We start from the raw sequence: 15,088 nt of genomic DNA, 5'->3' as shown, positions 1-15,088 counted from the left end.
CAAATGCATATAAGGAACGGATTAAGGGAAAGAGAGCAGAAAACCTCGAACAAGCGATCGCCACCTGTCAACTTGCCCTTCAAGTTCATACCCGTGAGGCTTTTCCTCAACAATGGGCAAGTATTCAGAATAATCTGGCAAATGCATATAAGGAACGGATTAAGGGAAAGAGAGCAGAAAACCTCGAACAAGCCATTGAAGTTTTTAAACTTGCCCTTCAAGTTTATACCTGTGAGGAGTTTCCCCACTACTGGGCAGGTATTCAGAATAATCTAGCAAATGCCTATCTTTACCGAATTAGAGGTGAGAGGGCTGACAACTTTGAACAAGCCATCGCTGCTTCTCAACTTGCCCTTCAAGTTTATACCCATGAGGAGTTTCCCCACGATTGGGCAATGACCCAGCAGAATCTAGCAAATGCCTACAGCAACCGGATTCGAGGGAAAAATGCAAAGAACCTCGAACAAGCTGTTGACGCTTTTAAACTTGCCCTGCAAGTTTATACCCGTGAGGGTTTTCCTCAAGAATGGGCGATGACCCAGGTTTATCTGGCAGATGCCTATAGCAACTGGATTCAAGAAGAGAGGGCTGACAACTTTGAACAAGCCATTGCCGCTTGTCAACTTGCCCTGCAAGTTTTGACCCATGAGGCTTTTCCCCAACACTGGGCAGGTACCCAAGTTTATCTGGCAGATGCCTATAGCAAACGGATTAGGGGCGAGAGGACTGATAACCTCGAACAAGCAATTGCTGCTTATCAACTCGCTCTGCAAGTTTTTACCCATGAGGCTTTCCCCCAACAATGGGCAATGACCCAAACTTTTCTAGCAAAAGCATATAAGGATCGGATTAGGGGAGAAAGGACTGATAACCTCAAACAAGCCATTGCCGCTTGTCAACTTGCCCTGCAAGTTTTTACCTGTAAGGCATTTCCCAAAGATTGCCGTCATACTGCCCGCAACCTCGGCAACCTTCACTTTGAGCAACAAGCTTGGGCAGAAGCCGCTAGTAACTACGCTCTCGCCTTTGAAGCAGGCGAAATCCTCTACCAATCTGCCATTTTACTCGATGGCAAAGCCGCCGAACTTGCCGAAACCAACAACCTGCCCCGCCGTGCTGCCTATGCCCTCGCCCGTACTGGCGATTTACAAGCAGCTGTCCTCACCCTAGAACGAGGTCGCGCCCGTGGACTCAGTGAAACTCTAGACCGAGACAGAAGCGACCTGACTCAACTTCAGCAACTCGCCCCCAGTCTTTATACTCAATACAGAGATATCGCTAACCAACGCCGTAACCTCGAAAGCCAAGAACGCCTGCGAATGACTTCAGATGAGCGCCATAGTCTCACCCCCGAAGCTCTCCGCACCGAAGCCCTGCAAATACACGAAACCTTGACAAAAATCATTGAGCAAATCCGTCAAGTTCCCAGCTACGAAGAATTTTTGGCTCAACCCACCTTCGATGATATCCGCCAAACTCTGCGCTCCGATATTCCCCTCGTCTACCTCGTAACCACTTCTGCTGGCAGCCTTGCTCTCATCCTCACCCAAGAGAACATTGATGAGCTTTGGTTGGATGACCTCACGGAAAACAATCTACAAGAAATCTTCTTAGCCTGGTTCAGGACTTATTATGACCAATCGCAAACCAACCATCAGGCTTGGCTAAATGCCATTGACCAAGGCACTCGCCAACTTTGGCAACCCCTGATGTCACCCCTAATCAACCACCTCCAGCAGCGCAATTTCCAGCAAGCCATCCTCATTCCCACGGGACTCCTCAGCTTTCTGCCCCTCCACGCCGCCTGGGTTGAAGATTCTAACGCTCTTACTAAGAGGTACTACGCCCTTGATGCTATCCACTTTACCTATGCCCCCAATGCGCGATCGCTCTCAACAGCTCAAGAAATCGCTCAACGGACTTTCGCAGATTCGATACTAGCAATTGATGAACCCAAACATGATGGCGCTAAACCCTTACCCAACTCACAACGAGAAGTTCAAGCTGCGATCGCCACTTTCCAAAATTCCCAAGTTTTCACCCAAGAACAAGCAACCAGAGAGGCTGTTCTCGCTGCCTTACCGCATTACAAAATTTTACACTGTTCTTGCCACGGCAAAGCTGACTTAGAAGCACCCCTCAAAAGTGGTCTTGCTATGACAGGTGAAGCCATACTTACCCTGCGCGACCTCCTCGACCTCAAACTGGTGGAAAATAACCAGGGTGGTATCCGCGTTGCCATTCTCTCGGCTTGTGAAACTGGACTGCCAGGAATTGAACTAGCGGATGAAGCCATCAGCCTACCCACAGGCTTACTTCAGGCAGGTGTCGCTGGGGTTGCTGCTTCCCTTTGGAAAGTTTCAGAACTCAGTACAATGGTTCTACTAACTCGGTTTTACACACTTTGGCGCGACCAACACCTAGAGCCATCACAAGCTTTAATCACAGCCCAAAAATGGCTCCGGGATGCCGAACCGCGTGATATAGTTGCTCACTGTGAAACATTTATTTCCGAACTGGCATCCAAAAAAGGGGATTTATATCGATCGCTACTATTAGATTTCTCCCATCCCTATTACTGGGCAGCCTTCAGCTACACGGGAGTTTAAACATTATTTAACCTGTTATTTCTTCAAGCAATCATGACTGATAATTTTTCAATTTTAGAAACTGCTCTGGCGATTCGTCCCCGCCTCTGGCAATTACTGGGTACTGAAGCTGGAGAACAAATGTGCCAAGAACTTGATGAACTCCTACAACAGGCTCAAGCTGGAGAAGCCGTCGAGGATTCTATCTGGGAGTTACTGACGGGCACGAGAGCCACTCGCAACTGGGTAACCCAATTCCAGGAAACGAATGCAACTCAAAAAGGATACGATCGACCAGCTGGTTCAATATCTGAAATTTCTGCACGCCAATTTAAATGTCCTCAGTGCGACGAAACTTGGTCGCGCGATCGCATTGGTCGCCCCACGCCCCTGTGTCCCACTCACAATGTTCCCCTCGAACCCGTTAGCATAACGATACAATACTCACAACCCACGCACCACAAACGGCAATGGTTCAAACTCCCGCCAAACCCCTGACCCTCGATGAATTTCTCCAGCTACCGGAAACCAAACCTGCTAGTGAATTCATCGACGGTCAGATTATCCAAAAACCTATGCCCCAAGGAAAACACAGTACAGTGCAGGTTGACCTTGGTACTGACATCAACCAAGCACTTAAACCTGGACACATCGCCCGCGCTTATTCGGAACTCCGCTGCACCTTTGGCGGTAGGTCGATTGTTCCAGATATTGCAGTTTTCACTTGGGAACGCATTCCCCGCGATCAAAACGGCAAAGTGTCCAATAATTTTACCATCGCCCCCGACTGGACAATAGAAATCCTCTCCCCCGACCAAAGCCAAACCAAAGTTATCCGCAACATCCTCCATAGCCTTGCCCACAGTACCCAAATGGGATGGTTGATTGACCCAGAGGAGGAACTCGTGTTTGTTTATTTTAGCGATACCTACGGTGGGCAAAGCCTACGCACCATTGCCCTGTATGAACAAGAAAGCGATGGCTTACCCGTCCCACCCTTTGCCGAATCCTTCAGCCTCACTGTTGGTAAACTCTTCAGTTGGCTAACCGAATAGCCCCAGCCCTATCAACTCTCTCGGTCATGCCATGTCTGCAAAATTCCTGGAAAGCTTTGGCAGCAAACTCGCCGAACAATGGGTTGCCACCCTCCTCACCCCCGCTTTTGTCTTTTGGGCAGGGGGAGCCGCCGCAGGACTACAGCGCTTCGGCTGGAAACGTGCTAGCACTTGGTTGAGCCAACAACCCGAACCGTTACAAATCGCCTTCCTCGTCGGGGTTTTCTGCCTGATTGTCGCCTCTGCTTTCGTGGTGCAACGCTTCGATTTGGCTGTACTGCGCTTTCTGGAAGGCTACTGGCATCCTTGGCTGCGGCCTTTGCGGCGTTGGTTGATTGCCAGAGAAGAAAAACGCAGTCAAAGAATTAACGATCGCTGGCAAGAACTTCAAAAACTTCAACGCCTCAACCCTAACCAAATCACCACCGAACAGCGTGACGAACTGATCCAACTTGACTTGCAACTACATTACCTACCCCTGGAAAACCAAATTATGCCCACTCGCTTGGGCAACATCCTGCGTGCTGCGGAACAGTGGCCTCTGGAAAAATATGGATTAGATGCGATCGTCTGCTGGTCACGCCTCTGGCTTCTCCTCCCCGATGCTGTCAAAAAAGACCTCCAAGAAGCCCGCGCCGACCTCAACACCGCTGTCCGCTTTTGGTTCTGGAGTCTACTATTTATCGTCTGGACATTTTGGGCATGGTGGGCGGCTCCTGTGGGCATCTTCTCTGCCATCTTTATTTATCGCTACTGGGCGCTTGAGGCTGCCAGAAACTATGGTGAACTCATCGAAGCCACCTTTGACCTGCACCGCCATCTGCTCTATCAATCTCTGCGTTGGAATTTGCCCCCTGATCCCAATGAAGAACGCCGCGTGGGACGGCAACTTACCGAATACTTCTGGCGGGGCTGGGGCTTGTGATTCTTGGAATAGGCGATCGCCAGAATTTGAGAATTTGAGTTGCTACACTGATTTACCAATTAATCCGGAGTCACCCCACCCCGGCTTTGCGTCCAATGGGCAGCGCTGTGCCCCTACAACAGATATGATTTTTTTGAATTTATACATATTTAATATTTTTTGTCAATAGACATCGCTTGATAATTCAGCAAATTCTTTGCGTCTTTGTGTCAATCTTAATTATAAGTGTTCGCCCGAACCTGGTATAAGATATAGCTTTATCCAAGTTTTATGTAGTAGCAGATAGGGACAGTCATGGGTGTAATTTTATTCGGATTGGTGCTTTTATCCTTGGCAATTTGGTTAGGATTACTGTATTTTTGGGGGCAGTTTTGGCGGTTAGACCAGCAATTAGAGGTTACGGAAACTCCGCTAAAATCTTTACCAGTGGTTTGTGCGGTGGTTCCGGCACGTAACGAAGCGGAATTACTACCAATCAGCTTGCGATCGCTCTTACTCCAAGATTATCCTGGTTCTTTGGATGTGTTTTTAGTAGACGATCGCAGCACAGACCGTACAGCAAATTTTGCTGAAGGAGTCGCCCACGCCGTTGGTAAACCCCAGCAATTACATATTATCTTGGGGGAATCACTACCTCCCGGTTGGTCAGGCAAACTTTGGGCTGTTGAGCAAGGTATAAAGAATGCTAGTAAACTGACACCTGATTATTTTTTCCTCACCGACGCAGATATCGAACATGACGTGAGTAATCTGTACCGACTCGTTGCTAAAGCTGAGCAGGAAAATTTAGACTTAGTTTCAGTAATGGTGCGACTCAGGTGTGAAAGCTTTTGGGAAAAACTATTGATTCCCGCTTTCGTCTTTTTCTTCCAAAAACTCTATCCCTTCCGCTGGGTGAATAATCCCAACCATCCCATAGCCGCTGCTGCTGGGGGTTCGATCCTGATTCGCAAACAAGCTTTAGAGCGAATTGGCGGTATTCAAGCGATTCGCCAAGCTTTAATTGATGATTGCGCTTTGGCTAAGGCGGTTAAGAAGAGTGGGGAAGCGGAGATATTTTCTTTCCCCGCGTCCCCCTTCGGGTTCGGAAGTTTGGACTCGACGGGAACCGCCAAGACTCCAACTTCCTCACCGCGTCTCCCCATCTCCGTGTCTTCTCCAACAGGTCGTATCTGGCTGGGATTGAGTACTTTAACTCGCAGTTTGCGTCCCTATAATTCTCTGACGACAATTTGGGATATGATTGCCCGTACTGCCTATACACAATTGAATTATTCTCCATTATTACTATTAGGAACTTTGGTAGGGATGAGCTTAATTTATCTAGTTCCACCTGTGGGTTTGCTTTTGGGTGTAGTTTGGGGTAATTGGGCGATCACATTTACAGGTTTATTGGCTTGGTTATTAATGACCTTGGCTTACTACCCGACAATCCGCTTTTATAAATGTTCTTTTTGGTTAGCTTTTAGTTTACCCGCGATCGCTTTTCTCTATACCCTAATGACTGTAGATTCTGCACTCCGTCACTGGCAAGGGCGGGGCGGCAACTGGAAAGGAAGAGTATATCCCAACCCAAATAATTTATAGTTGAGATAAAATTGAATTACATAATTGGTAATCCTAATCTAAATTGAACTAAACCGAAAGTGGTTGAATAAAAGATTTATGACAACGGTAACACCGACAAATAACACCATTTTTGTCCCCAAAAAACTGCCTTTTCTGGAGTCTATTTGTTGGCAAACTGCCGATGTATATCGCTTTACTTCTGAAGAAATGCTGAGTCGCTACGAGCGCGGTTGGCAATATCGCAACCTATTTAATAATCTTGAGGGTGAAGAACTCAATTTCCTTAAGGAACTTGCCAGACGCTATAAATCCTGGTTGCAAGTTTGTTTATGACCTTTAGGTTAGAACACCATAACAAAATTTTCACAGTTCTCGAATGCTTGGATTCTGACATCCTTACGAAAGGTTCTGCTTACTTCGGTGGCGGAACCCTTCTTGCGCTTGATTTTGAAGAGTATCGCAGAAGTAAAGACGTTGATTTTATTGCTTCGATTAGTACAGAAGGCTATAAATATTTACGTACAGTGGTATTTGAGGGTGGGCATGAAGCATTATTTCGTGATTTAAGTAAAATCCAAGTTGGACGTAGCACAACTGACCAATATGGAATTCGGATGATAGTGATTGTAGATGATCTGCCTATTAAAACGGAAATCATTGCCGAAACTCGTTTTCAACTAGACCCACCAAGATATCCAAACTGGTCACCTGTTCCCTGCTTAAGCTTCAATGACTGTTTTACCTCTAAGCTGCTGTCAAATTCTGACCGTTACGCAGATGACAGCGTTGAGGCAAGAGATTTAATCGATCTAGCAATTCTCAGGCTGCAATCTCCAATCCCTCAAGCATCAATTGAGAAGGCTGAAAAGGCCTATGAGGTTATGCGCCCTTTGAAAAAATCGGTCGAACGCTTTCAGCAAAGACCAGATTACAGGCAAAAATGCTTTCTCGGTCTGCAAATCGATCGAGCGCAGATACCCAAAATTATCGATGGTGTTGATTTACTCTCTACAGATTTGGGTTTATCTCACACTCCAAGGGTTTTTCGAGAACAACATGATATCTTTGCTGATTTAGAAACACAAAAAGAAAAACGAGAAGATTTTTAAACACACACCCTTAGCATCACCAGTTCAGCCCCCTACCTCTAGTTGAGGCTGTTTGTTTACTACTGGCGGGGTCAACAGACAATGGTTGAGCGGCTTTCAACACCGCATCCAGCAAACCTGGAAACAGCATCTCCAAATCTTCACGGCGCAGGATATTAATGTGCTGTGTCCCTTCCTTACGTGTAAATACTACGCCCGATTCGCGTAAAATTTTAAAGTGATTGGACATGGTAGACTTGGCGATCGCAAAATCAAATCTGGCACAGCATTGTTCACCCTCACTGGCCAACAACCGCACAATCTCTAACCGTACCGGGTCGCCCAATGCATACAACACTCCCGGTAAAGAAATATTTTTTCTATCTGGATGATAAAGGAATCTCATAGTTGCATTATCTCATCAAGTAGCATATATTTTTATTATTCGATATTATCGAATAATAGAATTAATTAGGAAGGCAATTTTATGTCATCCATTACAAATGTCACAGAAGCCACATTCAAGCAAGAAGTCTTGGAAAGTACAATTCCAGTCTTAGTGGACTTTTGGGCACCTTGGTGCGGCCCTTGTCGGATGGTGGCTCCGGTTGTAGACGAGGTTGCTACTGAATACGAAGGACAGGTGAAAGTGGTGAAACTGAACACAGATCAAAATCCTACTGTCGCCAGTCATTATGGAATTCGTAGCATTCCGACGCTGATGGTTTTTAAAGAAGGTCGCCAAGTCGATACTGTGGTGGGGGCAGTTCCGAAGACCACCTTGAATAAGACCTTAGCACAGCATCTTTAATCTAGGTAAAGGGCATAGGGCAAGCTGGAGGGGTGGGAGGTGTGGGAAGAGAGGGGGGCATAAATTCTCTTTCCCCCCACACTCCCCACACTCCCCACACTCCTTCATCTCCCCAGTCCCCAATCCCCAGTCCCAGAAGAAATTAAAGGGGAAAGAGCGAAATGGACTTAAAATTGCATGGTAAATCCGCGCTGGTAACTGGCTCAACGGCAGGCATTGGTTTTGCCATAGCCCAAGGGTTAGCCGAAGAGGGTGCATCAGTGATTGTTAACGGTCGGTCTGAGCAAAGAGTAGCACAGGCGATCGCCAAAATTCAGCAAAGTATTCCCGAAGCGAAAGTTTCTGGTGTTGTTGGTGACGCAGGTACAAAAGCAGGAGTAGAACAACTTTTTCAAGAAGTTCCTCACGTTGATATCCTAATTAACAATCTAGGTATTTATGAACCAAAAACCTTCTTTGAGATTAGCGATGAAGACTGGTTAAAAATATTTGAAATCAACGTACTCAGTGGAATACGTTTGAGTCGGCAATATCTCCAAAAGCAGCTACAGCAAAACTGGGGGCGGATTGTTTTTATTTCTAGTGAATCTGGCATTCAAATTCCTGTGGAAATGATTCACTATGGCACAACTAAGACAGCGCAGCTTGCCATTGCGCGGGGTCTAGCAGAAATGACCGTTGGTACTGGAGTCACAGTGAACTCCGTCTTACCAGGGCCAACCCGTTCAGAAGGCGTTGAAGATTTTATTTCCAACCTAGCGCAGGAACGTGGTATTAGTCCAGACCAAGTTGAGGCGGAATTTTTCCAAAATGTGCGTCCAAGTTCCCTAATTAAACGCTTTGCAACCAATGAAGAAGTAGCAGCGATCGTTGTTTACCTATCGAGTCCTCTAGCTTCAGCAACCAATGGTGCAGCTTTGCGAGTAGATGGTGGCGTTATTCGGTCGATTGTTTAGTGTGGGGGAGTAGGGAGTGTGGGAAGCGGGGAATAACAGATGACTAATGACTAATGACAATTGACTAATGACAATTTGGAGATATAACCAATGAGTACTGATATTAACTTATTTTCTCCTTATCAATTAGGGAATCTGGAACTACCGAACCGGGTAGTGATGGCACCGTTAACCCGAAATCGGGCGGGTGAAGGAAACGTACCACACCAACTTAATGCTATCTATTATACCCAACGTGCTTCTGCTGGACTGATTATTTCTGAAGCAACACAGGTAAGTCCAGAAGGACAAGGCTATCCGGCTACACCAGGAATTCATTCACCAGAACAGGTGGAGGGCTGGAAGTTAGTAACCGATGCTGTGCATCAGGAGGGAGGGAGAATTTTTCTGCAACTATGGCATGTAGGCAGGATTTCTCACCCTGATTTACAACCGGATGGAGCTTTACCTGTGGCTCCTTCTGCCATTGCTGCCAAAGGTGAAGCTTCAACTTTTGAGGGGCCTAAACCCTTTGTGATTCCCCGTGCTTTAGAAACTTCAGAAATACCGCAGATAGTGGAACAGTATCGTCAAGCAGCGGCAAATGCCCTAGCGGCTGGGTTTGATGGAGTAGAAATTCACGCAGCGAATGGTTATTTAATAGATCAGTTTCTGCGGGATGGTACAAATCAGCGCACAGATAAATATGGGGGTTCCATTGAAAATCGGACTCGATTTTTGTTGGAGGTGACAGAGGCGGTAACTAGTGTGTGGGATTCTAATCGAGTGGGAGTACGTTTTTCTCCCAGTGGGACTTTTAACGATATGCGTGACTCCAATCCTCTGGAGACATTTGGTTATGCGGCTGATGCGTTGAACCAGTTTAATTTGGCATATCTGCATATTTATGAAGCAACAGACGCAGATATTAGACATGGGGGAATAATTGTACCCACTAGTCATATACGCGATCGCTTTACAAATACGCTCATCGTCAATGGTGGTTATACTCGTGAAAAAGGCAATGCTGTAATCGCAAACAAAGCAGCAGATTTAGTTGCTTTTGGTACATTATTTATATCAAATCCAGATTTACCTCGACGTTTGGCTTTGAATGCACCACTAAATGAACCCAATCAAGCCACATTTTATGGTGGCGATGAAAAGGGATATACAGATTACCCATTTTGGTCAGCGGCTAGCGAACCAGTAGCCAACTCATAATTCGGTCATCACCCAATATCAGGAGAATCTCATGAGTCCAATCACCCAAATCCAACCTTTAGATGTGCCAACTGCCATCGCTCAACGTCGTTCAATCAAAACTTTTAAATCAGACCCTATCGCTCCAGAACTGCTCAAGCAATTGGTAGAGTTAACTGTGGCGGCGCCGAGCAGTTTTAATATCCAGGACTGGCAAATTATTCTTGTGCAGGATGAGGCGCAAAAGGCGGCGCTAGCAGCAGCATCGTGGAATCAACAGCAAATCGTTCAAGCACCTGTGACCTTTGTGTTTGCTGCCAATCCTAACGGAGGCGAACAAGACTTGACCCCGATTTTTGAGCAGGCACTCCAGACTGGGGCATGGAACGAAAAGACCGTAGACTACTTTAAAACCGCCATCCCACAATTCCAAGGTGGGTTAGGCGACAAGAAACGCGAATATGCTATCAAAGATGCGATCATTGCCTCTACCCATTTGGTATTAGCAGCAGAAAGTTTGGGATTGTCCACTTGTTTTATGAACGGTTGGATTGAGGAAAAAGTCAAAGAAGTGATTGGCGCTACGGATAATCCAGATTTAGCGATCGCCGTTTTAGTTCCCGTTGGCTATGCAGCAGAACCACGCTTAAATCCCGGTCGTTTGCCCTTTTCCTACAACGTCTCTGTAGACAGAATTGGTAACCCATATCAAAGTTAATTTTGGGTATGGGAAGAGGCAAGGGGGGCAGAGGGGAAAAACTCTTCTTCCCTGCTCCCTGCCCCCCACACTCCCTCATCTCGCCCATGCCCCATGCCCCATACCTCAAATCATGTCCCTAGCCTCATTCCTCGCCCGTCGTTCGCTTCACTATGGCTGGCTCGTCGCGGGTTTAACATTTCTCGCTTTGTTGGTGGGAGCTGGAATTCGTTCTGCTCCCGGAGTTTTTATAGTGCCTCTTGAACAGGAATTCGGCTGGAGTAGAGCTACTATATCTTTGGCAATCTCCCTGAACTTGGTACTTTACGGACTAATCGGCCCTTTTGCTGCCACAGTTATGGAAAGGATTGGCATTCGTCGGATGATGGTGTTTGCCTTGGCTGCACTTGCGATGGGTGTTGGTTTAACTACTTTAATGTCAGCACCCTGGCAGTTAGTTTTGCTGTGGGGCATAGTTGTCGGTTGTGGTAGTGGAGTTATCGCCCTGGTTTTGGGTGCGATTGTTGTTAACCGCTGGTTTTTTGAAAGACGGGGTTTGGTTTTAGGTATCTTGACTGCTAGTACAGCTACTGGACAACTAGTGTTTTTACCTATACTCGCTTCAATTACCGATCGCTTTGGCTGGCGAACTGCGGCTTGGATTCTCACTGGTGCAGCAGTTTTAATTATTCCAGCGATCGCTATTTTTATGCGCGATCGACCTGCGGAAGTCGGTTTGCGACCCTTTGGTGACAACAGCGAAACTGCTGAAGTACCGCAGCCGAAAGCAAATTCCATCGCCTCTACCTTCAACACCCTTTGGCTGGGAATGGGTAACCGCGACTTTTGGCTTTTATTTGGTAGCTTTTTTATCTGCGGTGCTAGCACAAATGGCTTAATTGGGACTCATCTGATTCCCGCTTGTATCGATAACGGTATCCCAGAAGTCAAGGCTGCTGGGCTTTTGGCAATCATGGGTCTATTTGATTTTTTTGGCACAACTATTTCCGGCTGGCTATCTGACCGCTGGAATAATCGCTACTTGTTGTGCTGGTACTACGGACTGCGGGGTTTGTCTTTGATTTTCTTACCCTTCAGTTTCGATTTTTCCTTCTACGGACTTTCGGTGTTTGCTATCTTCTATGGACTTGATTGGATTGCCACCGTACCGCCTACGGTACGTCTTGTTGCTAATGTCTTTGGTAAAGAAAACGTCGGTGTGATGTTCGGCTGGATTGTAGCAGGACATCAAATCGGTGCAGCTACAGCAGCATTCGGAGCCGGGGTGCTAAGAACTTGGATGGGCACTTATTTACAGGCGTTTATTTTATCAGGCGTTCTCTGCTTGATTGCCGCAGTTTGCGTACTGCGGATTGGTCAAACTCCGACTAGGGGCAATTCCCAGCTATTAAAACAGGAAACTTGAAATTATGGCAACAACAGCATTGATAGTGGGAGCGGGTAGCGGACTAAGTGCCTCTTTAGCCCGCGCCTTTGCGAAAGAGGGAATAAGTGTCGCTTTAGCTGCTCGCCAAATAGAGAAACTGACTCAGCTAACTAATGAAATTGGGGCGCTTAGTTTCGCCGCTGATGCCTCAAAACCTAATGAGGTAGAAAAATTATTTATTGATGTTGAAAATCAGCTAGGTTCGCCAAATATCGTAATTTATAACCCTAGTTTCCGCGTCCGGGGGCCTTTGATTGAACTAGATCCTGACGGTGTGGCAAAAACTCTAGAAGTGACTGCCTACGGCGGCTTTTTGGTTGCCCAAGCTGCTGCCAAACGGATGTTGCAGCAGGGGAGTGGTGCGATTTTCTTTACTGGAGCCACAGCGAGTGTTAAGGGTTTTTCTCACTCTGCTCCTTTTGCAATGGGTAAATTTGCACTACGCGGTTTAGCTCAGAGCATTGCTAAGGAACTAGCACCAAAGAATATCCATGTGGCACATTTCATAATTGATGGGGCAATTCGCTCGGCAGTCCGCCCAGATCCAGTGGATAATACTGATAGTACTCTCGATCCGGATGCGATCGCCCAAACTTATCTCAGTATCCTCCGCCAACCCCGCAGTGCTTGGACATGGGAGGTGGAACTACGTCCGTGGGTAGAGCATTTTTGACGAGATATTTTGCCTACTCAGGACTTACGCAGGACACTTGTTCATTAGACTTCTTGCAGAAGTGGGAAAAGCACTTTTGCAAGAGGTCTATTGCCGATTTAATCTTAGAATGCAAAATTAATCGCGTTTTTCAAAGCAGCCACTGACACATTGTTGACCTGAATATACTTAATTGCATGACCCCCACCAGAGGAACCATCTTGGTCAATTAAGACGATCGCATTAGTTCCCTGAGTCTTAAAGCTCAAGTAGCCGCTAGCGATGGCACTGGCAAAGTCCAAGGTCAGACCATATTGCTGGAAAAGTTGTCCCAGCACAATCTTGTCTGTACCTACTTCAAAGTCAGCGATCGTATCGCCCGCATCCTTGATATTTGTATAAACAAACGAGTCTGCGCCGCTGAAAACAAAAACGTCAAACGCTTCAGGTTTTTTGAAGCCGCCAAAATTATTTTTTATCAGCAATTTTGAGAAAAATCACTCTCTAGAATACAGCTTTTTGCTTGATTTAAGTATATTATTACAGTAATTTTACGGTTGTTCAAAAAGGTATACATTAGACTTCTTGCAGAAGTGGGGTAAAGGGGAAGTAAGAAAAGGTAAAGGAATAGAATTTTCCTTTCCCCATACGCATGATTTATTCTTGACCCATAAGTTAAGTAAAATAGTTAACTTCATACCTCCGTTTTTCCTAAATTTTCAGCATAATTTCTAATTGACAAAATAAAGATTGTCTTAATCTCTCACTAATGCTCTATATTGATTGTGGGAGACGTTACATATAATTAGAACTCAAAGAAAATGGGGATTAGGGGGAGATACTCACAACTAACCAATAACTCCTGACTTATGAAAATTGATTTTGGTGCAACTGCTGTTGATTACGCAAAACACCGCGCTGGTTTTCCCAATTCATTATTTAACAAACTGTCTGAATATGGTATTGGTTTACCAGGGCAGAACATTGTTGACCTGGGTACAGGAACAGGAACGCTAGCACGGGGTTTTGCTAATAGAGGTGCTTATGTGATTGGCATCGACCCATCAGTTTCACTTCTAGAACAAGCCAGACAGTTAAGTGAATCTGCCCAAATCAAAGTAGATTACCGAGTCGCAACTGCCGAAAATACTGAGTTACCAGACGCAAGTGCTGATGTAGTAACTGCTGGACAGTGTTGGCATTGGTTTGACCGTCCGCGTGCTGTCAAGGAAATTACCAGGATACTGAGAGCAAATGGTTTAATTGCGATCGCTCATTTTGATTGGATACCTTTAAAAGGTAATGTCGTTGAAGCAACAGAGCAACTTATAAAAGCTCATAATCCAGCTTGGAATATGGCTGGCGGTAATGGATTGCATCCTGAGTGGTTACAAGACATTGGAGAAGGAGGATTTCGAGATATCCGCACATTTTCTTACGATGTTTTTGTATCTTATACACATGAAGATTGGCGGGGACGAATTCGTGCTAGTGCAGGTGTAGGAGCCAGCTTGACACCAGAAAAGGTAGAAGTATTTGACCGGGAATTGGCGGTATTACTCGAAGCTAAATATCCCACACCAATTCTACAAGTTCATCATCGAGTGTGGGCAGCGATCGCCAAATCACCGCAGCCCCAGTAATAATTCAAACTGGTATCGTCCCCAAGCTGAAATTCTACTTGGGGAAATTGCGATCGCCCAATCACTATCATATTCTCAGCGTAGTCTAATCCAGTAACTATAGCCTGTAGCTTCAATGCTGCCGCACTCAGCCAGCCTGTACCACAAGCGACATCCAGCAATCGAGTACCATACCCAGTTTCTACGGCATCTAATATGGTTTCATTGTTCTGAGATGTTACCTGAGCGATCGCTCCATCGTATCCTTGAGCCACCCTGGAAAATCCATCACGCTCAAACTGTTTAAATGCCTCGCGATCGATGGCAGGGTCACCCGTCATTCTTTGCTCCTTTTCTCTAGCAAAAAATATAATATCAAGTTCGGATAATCACTTATTATTAAAATTTCTCCGCGTCAGAGCGTTCCCTTCCGCGTCAGTCCTAATGATAAGTCTTCACCCGAACATGATATGAAATCCCTATTTCAGCAACAAAA

General features: G+C 46.0%; 17 protein-coding genes. 14 read left to right on the top strand and 3 right to left on the bottom strand.

The genetic code is table 11. From position 1 onward, the window contains the following. From ACM0OY_RS29155 to ACM0OY_RS29125, 7 genes are all read left to right on the top strand, one after another. A partial coding sequence (locus ACM0OY_RS29155) for a CHAT domain-containing protein (RefSeq protein WP_414572268.1) occupies positions 1-2,609 on the top strand: 2,609 nt, incomplete at its 5' end. A 33-nt stretch (positions 2,610-2,642) separates the two neighbouring features. Beyond that, the gene (locus ACM0OY_RS29150; RefSeq protein ID WP_414572267.1) at positions 2,643-3,086 is read left to right on the top strand and encodes a hypothetical protein; all 444 of its coding nucleotides are present in this window, start codon (positions 2,643-2,645) and stop codon (positions 3,084-3,086) included. Continuing rightward, positions 3,059-3,643, top strand: a complete 585-nt coding sequence (locus tag ACM0OY_RS29145; protein WP_414572266.1) for a Uma2 family endonuclease — start codon at positions 3,059-3,061, stop codon at positions 3,641-3,643. The genes ACM0OY_RS29150 and ACM0OY_RS29145 overlap by 28 nt, the downstream gene beginning before the upstream one ends. A gap of 31 nt (positions 3,644-3,674) precedes the next feature. After that, complete coding sequence (locus ACM0OY_RS29140; RefSeq protein WP_414572265.1) at positions 3,675-4,568, top strand: hypothetical protein; 894 nt, start codon at positions 3,675-3,677, stop codon at positions 4,566-4,568. Between the two features lie 294 nt (positions 4,569-4,862). Next, a complete protein-coding gene (locus ACM0OY_RS29135; protein ID WP_414572264.1) occupies positions 4,863-6,155 on the top strand; it encodes a glycosyltransferase in 1,293 nt (430 codons plus the stop codon). A gap of 78 nt (positions 6,156-6,233) precedes the next feature. Beyond that, positions 6,234-6,470: a hypothetical protein gene (locus ACM0OY_RS29130; RefSeq protein WP_414572263.1), complete on the top strand. Its 237-nt coding sequence runs from the start codon at positions 6,234-6,236 to the stop codon at positions 6,468-6,470. Further along, the gene (locus tag ACM0OY_RS29125) at positions 6,467-7,246 is read left to right on the top strand and encodes a nucleotidyl transferase AbiEii/AbiGii toxin family protein (protein WP_414572262.1); all 780 of its coding nucleotides are present in this window, start codon (positions 6,467-6,469) and stop codon (positions 7,244-7,246) included. Before ACM0OY_RS29130 ends, ACM0OY_RS29125 begins: the two co-directional genes overlap by 4 nt. 16 nt (positions 7,247-7,262) lie before the next feature. Here the strand turns inward: ACM0OY_RS29125 and ACM0OY_RS29120 are convergent, their stop codons facing one another. After that, positions 7,263-7,631, bottom strand: a complete 369-nt coding sequence (locus tag ACM0OY_RS29120) for an ArsR/SmtB family transcription factor (RefSeq protein WP_414572261.1) — start codon at positions 7,629-7,631, stop codon at positions 7,263-7,265. Positions 7,632-7,712: 81 nt separating this feature from the next. On the opposite strand from ACM0OY_RS29120, the gene trxA reads away from it, so the two are divergent. The 6 genes from trxA to ACM0OY_RS29090 all read left to right on the top strand — a co-directional run bounded on the left by trxA (position 7,713) and on the right by ACM0OY_RS29090 (position 12,991). Further along, positions 7,713-8,036: a thioredoxin gene (gene trxA, locus ACM0OY_RS29115; protein WP_414572260.1), complete on the top strand. Its 324-nt coding sequence runs from the start codon at positions 7,713-7,715 to the stop codon at positions 8,034-8,036. 161 nt (positions 8,037-8,197) lie between these two features. Then, positions 8,198-8,992, top strand: coding sequence for an SDR family NAD(P)-dependent oxidoreductase (locus ACM0OY_RS29110; RefSeq protein WP_414572259.1), 795 nt, complete (start codon positions 8,198-8,200; stop codon positions 8,990-8,992). A gap of 90 nt (positions 8,993-9,082) precedes the next feature. Further along, positions 9,083-10,195 (top strand): alkene reductase, encoded by a 1,113-nt coding sequence (locus tag ACM0OY_RS29105; protein ID WP_414572258.1) that lies wholly within the window; start codon positions 9,083-9,085, stop codon positions 10,193-10,195. A gap of 31 nt (positions 10,196-10,226) precedes the next feature. Continuing rightward, positions 10,227-10,892 carry a nitroreductase family protein gene (locus ACM0OY_RS29100; protein ID WP_414572257.1) on the top strand — a complete coding sequence of 222 codons (666 nt, stop codon included), beginning with the start codon at positions 10,227-10,229 and terminating at the stop codon, positions 10,890-10,892. Between the two features lie 112 nt (positions 10,893-11,004). Continuing rightward, on the top strand, positions 11,005-12,297 hold the full coding sequence (locus tag ACM0OY_RS29095; protein ID WP_414572256.1) for an MFS transporter: 1,293 nt from the start codon (positions 11,005-11,007) through the stop codon (positions 12,295-12,297). A 4-nt stretch (positions 12,298-12,301) separates the two neighbouring features. After that, positions 12,302-12,991 carry an SDR family NAD(P)-dependent oxidoreductase gene (locus ACM0OY_RS29090; protein ID WP_414572255.1) on the top strand — a complete coding sequence of 230 codons (690 nt, stop codon included), beginning with the start codon at positions 12,302-12,304 and terminating at the stop codon, positions 12,989-12,991. Positions 12,992-13,095: 104 nt separating this feature from the next. On the opposite strand, the gene ACM0OY_RS29085 is transcribed toward ACM0OY_RS29090, so the two are convergent. Next, entirely contained in the window at positions 13,096-13,455 is a 360-nt protein-coding gene (locus tag ACM0OY_RS29085) for a type I secretion C-terminal target domain-containing protein (RefSeq protein ID WP_414572254.1), read from the bottom strand. A 384-nt stretch (positions 13,456-13,839) separates the two neighbouring features. Here ACM0OY_RS29085 and ACM0OY_RS29080 point away from each other — a divergent pair, with 384 nt between their 5' ends. Further along, positions 13,840-14,613, top strand: coding sequence for a class I SAM-dependent methyltransferase (locus ACM0OY_RS29080; protein ID WP_414572253.1), 774 nt, complete (start codon positions 13,840-13,842; stop codon positions 14,611-14,613). Here the strand turns inward: ACM0OY_RS29080 and ACM0OY_RS29075 are convergent. After that, positions 14,568-14,933, bottom strand: a complete 366-nt coding sequence (locus ACM0OY_RS29075) for a class I SAM-dependent methyltransferase (protein ID WP_414572252.1) — start codon at positions 14,931-14,933, stop codon at positions 14,568-14,570. The genes ACM0OY_RS29080 and ACM0OY_RS29075 overlap by 46 nt on opposite strands. Positions 14,934-15,088 lie beyond the last annotated feature (155 nt).

This window comes from Nostoc sp. CCY 9925 (assembly GCF_963920935.1).
Taxonomy (GTDB): Bacteria; Cyanobacteriota; Cyanobacteriia; order Cyanobacteriales; family Nostocaceae; genus Nostoc.
Note: the sequence above shows the minus strand (reverse complement) of the source record. Positions and strands in the feature narration are given on the sequence as shown.